The sequence below is a fragment of the Pirellulales bacterium genome, from assembly GCA_035499655.1.
Taxonomy (GTDB): domain Bacteria; phylum Planctomycetota; class Planctomycetia; order Pirellulales; family JADZDJ01; genus DATJYL01.
Genome location: DATJYL010000209.1, coordinates 1 through 7,483, shown reverse-complemented (window position 1 = coordinate 7,483; position 7,483 = coordinate 1). Strand labels below are relative to the sequence as shown.

7 protein-coding genes and 1 tRNA gene are annotated in these 7,483 nt (G+C 53.5%); 4 read left to right on the top strand and 4 right to left on the bottom strand.

The features are described 5' to 3' along the window. Both VMJ32_15540 and folK read right to left on the bottom strand, forming a co-directional pair. A partial coding sequence (locus VMJ32_15540; protein HTQ40437.1) for a pantoate--beta-alanine ligase occupies positions 1–132 on the bottom strand: 132 nt, incomplete at its 3' end. 13 nt (positions 133–145) lie between these two features. Beyond that, the gene (gene folK / locus VMJ32_15535; protein ID HTQ40436.1) at positions 146–1,168 is read right to left on the bottom strand and encodes a 2-amino-4-hydroxy-6-hydroxymethyldihydropteridine diphosphokinase; all 1,023 of its coding nucleotides are present in this window, start codon (positions 1,166–1,168) and stop codon (positions 146–148) included. A gap of 369 nt (positions 1,169–1,537) precedes the next feature. Between folK and VMJ32_15530 the strand changes: the two genes are divergently transcribed. The 3 genes from VMJ32_15530 to VMJ32_15520 all read left to right on the top strand — a co-directional run bounded on the left by VMJ32_15530 (position 1,538) and on the right by VMJ32_15520 (position 2,636). After that, positions 1,538–1,693, top strand: a complete 156-nt coding sequence (locus tag VMJ32_15530; protein HTQ40435.1) for a hypothetical protein — start codon at positions 1,538–1,540, stop codon at positions 1,691–1,693. A gap of 449 nt (positions 1,694–2,142) precedes the next feature. Beyond that, positions 2,143–2,215: transfer RNA gene (locus VMJ32_15525), tRNA-Ala, on the top strand. Between the two features lie 67 nt (positions 2,216–2,282). Then, positions 2,283–2,636: a hypothetical protein gene (locus VMJ32_15520; protein HTQ40434.1), complete on the top strand. Its 354-nt coding sequence runs from the start codon at positions 2,283–2,285 to the stop codon at positions 2,634–2,636. A gap of 841 nt (positions 2,637–3,477) precedes the next feature. On the opposite strand, the gene VMJ32_15515 is transcribed toward VMJ32_15520, so the two are convergent. After that, positions 3,478–3,690 carry a hypothetical protein gene (locus VMJ32_15515; protein HTQ40433.1) on the bottom strand — a complete coding sequence of 71 codons (213 nt, stop codon included), beginning with the start codon at positions 3,688–3,690 and terminating at the stop codon, positions 3,478–3,480. 371 nt (positions 3,691–4,061) lie between these two features. Here VMJ32_15515 and VMJ32_15510 point away from each other — a divergent pair, with 371 nt between their 5' ends. Further along, positions 4,062–6,992 (top strand): insulinase family protein, encoded by a 2,931-nt coding sequence (locus VMJ32_15510; GenBank protein HTQ40432.1) that lies wholly within the window; start codon positions 4,062–4,064, stop codon positions 6,990–6,992. Positions 6,993–7,256: 264 nt separating this feature from the next. Here VMJ32_15510 and VMJ32_15505 read toward each other — a convergent pair. After that, a partial coding sequence (locus tag VMJ32_15505) for a diguanylate cyclase (protein HTQ40431.1) occupies positions 7,257–7,483 on the bottom strand: 227 nt, incomplete at its 5' end.

Genomic DNA, 7,483 nt, shown 5'->3' with positions numbered 1-7,483 from the left:
GTGCAGGGCGCCCATCGTGGGAACCAGCCCGACGCGCTTGCCGGCCTGCTTTTGAGCGCGAACCAGCTGCTGGGTTTCGCGCACGGTGGCGGCGATGAGCGGTGAATTCGAAATGGCACTCGCGTTGGGCATGAATAAAATGTGTTTAGCTCATGGCTTGAATTGCCGCTGCAAGCTCGCGAACGGCTGCAGCCTGCTCAACGCTTTCCAACCATAGCACCGGCCCAATACCGGGCCGGGCCGCTCGCTGCCGGCGCGATTCGTTCAGTCGATGCCACAACGCCACGGCCACGCTTCTGGGCGGCGCCTGTTCCGAATTCTGCATTTCGTGAAATTGTCGCGCAGAGGCTTCGTACACAACCAACAGTTTTGGCGGAACGACCGACGGGGCCAGCGTCTGCCACGGCTCCTCCATGCCGCCGGGCCACAGCACGTCGCCAATGGCCAATAAATCTTCCATCCAAAACGGGCTGATCGCGCCGATGTTGCCGTCGGCGGTCCAACTTTTTCGCGCCAGCAACGCGGCCTGCTCGCGGAGGAATTCTATCGTTTGCCGTAGCCCCAGGCTAGGCGAACCAACGGGGGCGGAAGCCTCGATTTCCTGGGAAAACTGCAGCAACTTCCATCCGGTGCTTTCCGCGACGGCGTGCGCCAACCAGTGCGTGGCCTGGTGCAGCGAACCGCTGATGGCGACGTACGGCGGGGCTGCAAGTACATGGTGGAGCAATTGAGCCACGGTCCAGCCGATGGTGGGATGCCGCATTTCAGGGGCAACTTCTGCCGCGGGCTGCAGCACAAAGCGACGGAAGGCCATGCGCGGATGCGGCAATGCCAAACCGGGCGCGCGTTGCACAACATTGTCGTACAGCAGTAAATCGAGATCGATCGTTCGCGCTGCCCACGGTTCACGGCGCACGCGGCCCAACGAAAGTTCAATTTCCTGCATCCGCGACCAGATTGCCTCCGGAGAAAGTGATGTTTCCACGAGGGCCGCCCCATTGAGAAAGCTTGGCTGGCCGGACGGCCCGCCAATCGCCACCGTGATGTGCCAAGCGCTCGCGCGGACCATCGACACGCCGTTCGTGCCACGGAGCAGTTCCACCGAACGTTCGAGCAACGCGGCCCGGTCACCAAGATTAGAACCCAAACCAATTAGGGCCGCAGGCATAGTGCAAAAAAAATGACTGGGGGGACATCCGGGCCCCGACCTAAGGTCGTCGACGGTCGATCCTTCGGTTGGCCGCCCCCAATTTCTAGGAGAACGAACGCCGTGTGTGGGTCGGCCGGACGATCAAAAATCGCTGCGAGTTGGCAAACGGCCGTTGCCACGAAAACGATCGCCGGGCAATCGCCTTGGCAACTACGCCATGCAACGGCCGCGACGCCGCCGTAAGAAAACCGGTCGCGGACATTGCCCATATCGATCCAATTCGGTCTAAAAGCCCGGCATGATTGTCGGAATATCACAACGGACAACAAGCCGGTCCGTTTCGACGCGCTGATTGCACACAGATCAGACCCCACGCGAGCCTATTTTGTGGACGCCGCCGATTTTGTCAAGCAACCAGCGCCAGAAGTTTTTTCCGCCGGCATTGCAGCCGAGAATTTTGACGAAACGGAAGGCGTTTCCACTGATTGGGGCGGCGAAGGAGCGGGGTACGAAACGTTGATGTTGCACGGCGAAGCCACTTGACCTACGCAACCCGATGTCGAAGGGGCGACACTTTCATGCGGCTGCGGGTCGCCACAGGAGACGGACATCAATATCAGGGATAACACAGCTGCGTGCATTTTTTGGAATGAAGTTTCAGCGGCAATCCGGAAATTTACGACCGACTGTTTTGCGTATCGGTCGAACCACAAGCCAGGTCCAGTGTTATCGGCAGTTGCAATCGTGCAGATTGAATCGTTTTGTTTTGACAAGTTTCCGCACAAGGAAATCTGCAGACATCAGCCAGTTTGCACGATATTGCTGGCAGTGCTGGCGCTGGACTTGGCGTAATCGCTGTCTTAGAATAGGCCACTGCCAACCAGCATTTTCGCACACGCCAGATTTCCCCAAAGCTGCTCCAAACCCTTGCTCCTTTGGAAGCGCGGAGGGTGCAGGGTGCCAATGCTGGGCCGGCTGCAAGTTAGAATGACGGGGCGGTAGCTCAGTTGGGAGAGCGTCGCGTTCGCAATGCGAAGGTCGAGGGTTCAACTCCCTTCCGCTCCACTTGTACGTCCGTACGCTGTCGCGTCCCGTTGCATTTTTCGGAAACAGCGGGACGCGGCAGTTTCGTATGCGAATTATTGCCAGTCAAATCGGCCTCAAACTGCACCGGATTCTGCTGCACGGTTTTTCTTTATGCTCGCTGGTGCTCCAGCAGTTACCGAGTTCAAATCCAGTTGCCAGTGGCTGCTGCCGAGGCATTGAATCACTTGCTCGACAAGTGCTCGAAGGAAATTCCCGCTATGCAGCATGGCAAGGGGGCGGCATTCAACCTTTGCACTTCGCTCCATTGGTCTCCAGTTTTTCGTACAGTACAACGACTATCAGCCCCTATTTACCCAGAGATGGCCTGCAAGCGAGGGAACCTACTGAGCGCAAGAAAAAACCCGCTTGGCAACGGTGTGTGGCTGCGCCAAGCGGGTGAATGGGAGTTTGTTATTTGTGCGCTTGCGAAAGTAAATCGATCATGCGCTCGAACTGCCTCGTATTCTTCTTGGAATTCCTATAGATCACTCCAACACAACTCCATAGGCCAAAAAGTGAAACGGATACCCAAATGGTAAACAAGCTGTAGGATCCAGGCATTTTATTTTCTCCTTATGAAAATTGGTTCTGACCTTAAGATTCGCCGCTACACTGCTAAGCGAAAAAAACCGTGGGGGAACCATTACGAACGCTCCGACTTTTGCTTGTTTCTCATCGCCATTAGCCGGAAGGCGGCTAGCATCGAAAAAAAAGAAATCACAGCCCATCGGATGTTACTTGAAATGAGAATCGGCACGCCAAATATGGATAATAGTCCCAGTAAAGCTACAACAATCACCAACACGAGCGCAAGCACAATACGATTCTTCAAAGTTAAACGTTGCATAATTCGCACCTACTTGAAATTTTTGTAAGTCACTCCCCGCTCATTCGGAATGAGGAGTAATTAAGATCACTCCTCTGTGAGCGTAGACGGCGCGCAATTGTTACAGCAATGAAGTGACAGTAAGACAAATCCTCGCCCCTGTGGCCAGGCGCTATAGATTGGTAATTGCCGAAGCGGTGACAGAAGAAAAGCGGAAGAGGCAATTGGGAACATTGAGAAAGCCCGATTGCGCATAGAAAAACCCGCTTGGCGGCAGTGCGTACATGGCCACCAAACGGGTCCGGAGTTGAATTCAACTGTAGGTCACAAGCGGGAATGTTCGCGTTCAAAATATCAACCAACCCCGCCGGCGCACTCCGGTGTGTTGCCGTAACACGACGGCGGGGTTTTCCATTTACCCATCATTAACTGAACTGCGCTCGAATTTACGCACTACCCTTCTGTCGTTCATTATCGTCACAAGAACACCAACAAGAAGGCAATCGACAATACTAAGCACGCCGATTTGCTCGCCTAACAGCCGGTCAATAACCAGGCAGCCTGCGGCGAAGACAATAAAATACAACAATGCGTAACCGATTCGGTACTGAACGGATAACTCTTTCATTTCGGGAAACTCCTTAAAAAAGTGGTTAGATCGAATCAACTCCTTTCGTTAGCGGGAGCGGAATGAAAATGTTACAGCGGGTGGCATAAAACACTCGCTTTGAATAATTGACTACCTGCTGAGATAGCTACAAGCGTTACGGGTTTGTCCGAAGCCGGGCTCAAAACGTCAAGCTGTCACCCGTTGCCCCATTGCCGCCCAAAGCCGCTTTCTAAGGGGCGATTTAGTGCCTACAGCGGCACAGGACCATCGGCGAAATTTGGCGTGTAACATGCGCCCCATTTCAACGCTTATAGGTCAGAGCTTTATTGCCAATGGTATTTCACCAGCGGCTGATCGAAAAAACAACCTTAAACATTTTCGGAGTGACCATGATTACCACGTTAAAAACCATTGTTTTGTTTCTGGGCATAGCGATTTGTGCATACGCTGAAGAAGCGCATGCGGCCATGATTGCAAAGGGGACCGCTACAGCGTTGCCAACCGTCAAGCCTGGCGGAACCGCGAAACCGTGGCCTCATGAAGGCAGCGACCTGAAGCCCGATCCGCGCATCGTCTGGGGCAAGCTCGACAACGGTTTGCGTTATGTCATCCTGCCGACACAAGCGGCTCCGACCCGCGCCAGCTTGCGGCTGTATATGGATGTCGGTTCGTTGATGGAAACGGACGACGAGCGCGGGCTGGCCCATTTTCTGGAACACCTGGCGTTCTGCGGAACCAAACACTTTCCAGCAGGAGAAGTCTTTGAACACTTTCAGCGTCTGGGCATGCAATCGGGCGCCGACACCAATGCCTTTACAACTTTTGACCGAACAGTCTACCACCTTGAATTGCCCAGAGCCAACGAAGAACTATTGGACGACGGGTTTACAATGTTCCGGGATTTTCTCGACGGCATGTTATTCGATCAAAAACAAATCGATCGTGAACGCGGCGTCGTCCTCAGCGAAATTGTTTACCGCGATTCCGCAGAATATCGAGCGAACATGGAAAGTACCCAATTTGAATTGCCCGAGGCCTTGTTCTCACGGCGTTGGCCGACGGGGGATCCCGCCAGCGTCCGAGCAATAAATCGGCAACAACTCGTCGATTTTTATCAAACCTGGTATACGCCGGGTCGGGCAACGGTGGTGGCGGTAGGTGATTTCGACGTGAAGCTCGTTCAGCGCTTGATCCAGCAGCGCTTTCAAGATGCAAAAGCAATCCGTGGCGAACACGCTGATCCCGCGATGGGGAAAGCCGCACTCGGTCAGGGTGAACTGGCGAAGTTGCGCACCGATGCCGATCTGCAAACTGTTGCCGTCCAGCTCTGCTCGGCAAAACCTGCTCCAACTTCGGGCGATTCGGTTGCGGCCGAGCGGCACGAACATGCGATCGGCATGGCTTTGGCCATCCTCAACAGTCGATTGAATAAAATCGCCGCAATGGAGAATAGTTCTGTACTGTCGGCCAACATAAGTTCCGACGTGCTGTGCCATCTGTCTGAAATCACAAGTCTAACGGCAACTTGCCAACCGACTAAAGTAAACGCAGCAATTGGCATGCTGGAACAGGAAATGCGTCGCGCACTGTTGTACGGATTTACCGACGCCGAATTCGCTGGGATGAAAACTACCATTTCTAGCATAATGCAATCCTTAGCCGATCGTGCCGAAACGCAACCACCGAACAAACTGGCTGATGAAATTGTTTCCTCGCTCGTGGATAAAACAGTTGAAATAAGTCCGTCCGACAAATTGGCTATGGTGAATCGCTTTATGCCCGAGGTCACCAAGGAGGAGTGCCTAGCCGCTTTGGCAAATAATTGGGATTCCGCTAACCTGCGGATTTGGGTGCAAGGCAATGTGAAGTTGGAAGGCGATGCATCCCAGCAAATTTTGTCGGCCTACCATGCCAGTCAACAAGTAAAAGTTAGCAAGCCGGTGGATGAATCGGCCGGAACCTTTGCCTACACCGACTTTGGCAAACCAGGCGTTATCGTTAAGCGAAACGATCAGCGTGATCTGGGTGTAGTGGAAGCCGTCTTCGCCAACAATGTTCACGTGAATATCAAGCGAACAGCATTCGAGAAGAACGTCGTCCGTGTGCTAATTCGTTTTGGCGGCGGTAAGTTGGAACTTCCGTCGGACAAACCGGGATTGCTGTTATTGGCCAATTGCGCGTTCTTTACCGGCGGGTTGCAAGCCCATAGCATTACCGATCTCGCGCAACTGACCGGCGATAAGAAATTGTGCGCAAGATTTAATGTGGGTGACGATGCCTTCGACATTGGCGGCGCGTGCGAGCCCGAAACCATTGACACGCAACTGCAACTTTGCACGGCATATTTAACCGCCCCCGGTTTTCGGCAAGAAGGCCTCACCAATTATCAGCATACAGTGGATGCTATTTTTTCCAACGTCGAACACACGGCCGAAGGAGCAGTCGCTACCCAAGGCGACCGGCTTCTGCATGGTGGCGATCCGCGTTTCGGCCTTGACTCGCGCGAAAAACTCCAGCAGCTTACGCTTGACGATCTGAAGGCCTGGTTAAGCAGGCCCCTGGAAAAAGGTTATCTGGAAGTGTCGCTGGTCGGCGATATCGATCCCGACACGGCGCTGAGCGCAGTGGCCAAGACGTTGGGAGCGCTCCCCGCTCGAGATGCGGTGAAACCCGATTTTGCCAAGCAGCGCATCGTAAAATACCCAAGCACACTTAAGACCAAAGAAATTCAGTTTGCTTCGGAAGCCACCCGTGCCATGAGCGTTGTCTGCTGGCCGACGGCCGGTTTCAGGGATTTGCCACTTTCGCACCGCATCGATGTACTGGCCGCCATTTTGAAAGATCGCCTATGGAACAAAGTACGCAAAGAATTAGGCGCTACCTACACGCCGGCGGTGACTAACAGCGGAAGCGAGGTCTTTCCCGATTTCGGATTCTTGGAAGCTGATTTGGTTGTCGAAGCCCCGCAATTGCCTCGAATTGGTCAGCTCGTCGCTAACATCGCCGACGAACTGGCAACCGGTTCCATCAGCGATGACGAATTCAATCGCGCATTAAAGCCGATTGTTTCCGGAATCGAGGAACAGGTAAACAATAACAGTTACTGGCTGTCGGTAATTAGCGACTGCCAAGAAAATCCAGCAGCGCTCGATATTGTCCGCAAATCGGCTGGCGACTATCGTTCGATCACGAAGTTGGAAATCGAAAGCGTTGCCAAGCAATATTTAACAACCAACAAAGCAACCATCATCAGCGTGGGGCCCACCGCGCCGTCGTCGAATATCAAGCCAATTGAATCTACGACTCCGATTGCCCCGTAACTGCATAGCTAGGGAGATCGCTCCATCGAATCCACCTTGGTGCGATCTTCCTTACGAGCGGTGAATTGCAGAATTGACATTAAAGTAGAGAAAGCCAATGATGGTGATCACGAATCGCACTTACAGCGGGCAATGACTCTAGTAATTAGTTGTTGTCGTAAGACTTGAAGCTCATCAACTTTGCTTCGATTTTGGCGACAGGTAAATTGCAATGATTTGCATCCCGAATTGCAGACTGTCGGCACCACGTTAAGGATGACAGTTTTAGCTGGCAGGACCGACAGTTTCTTTGTGCAACTGGAAATGACTTGGGCCTGCTTCTTCAAGTTGCGAGTATGCTACGGTCTGGCTGCGGCCATTTCGCTTCGCAACCAGGAGAGCCTGATCGGCGCGCTCTATCAAGCGATCGAATGAGTCGTCCGCTTCCATGTATTCGGCGACCCCAACGCTTACAGAGACATGCACTTCCTGACCTGCGATGGACAAAGGTT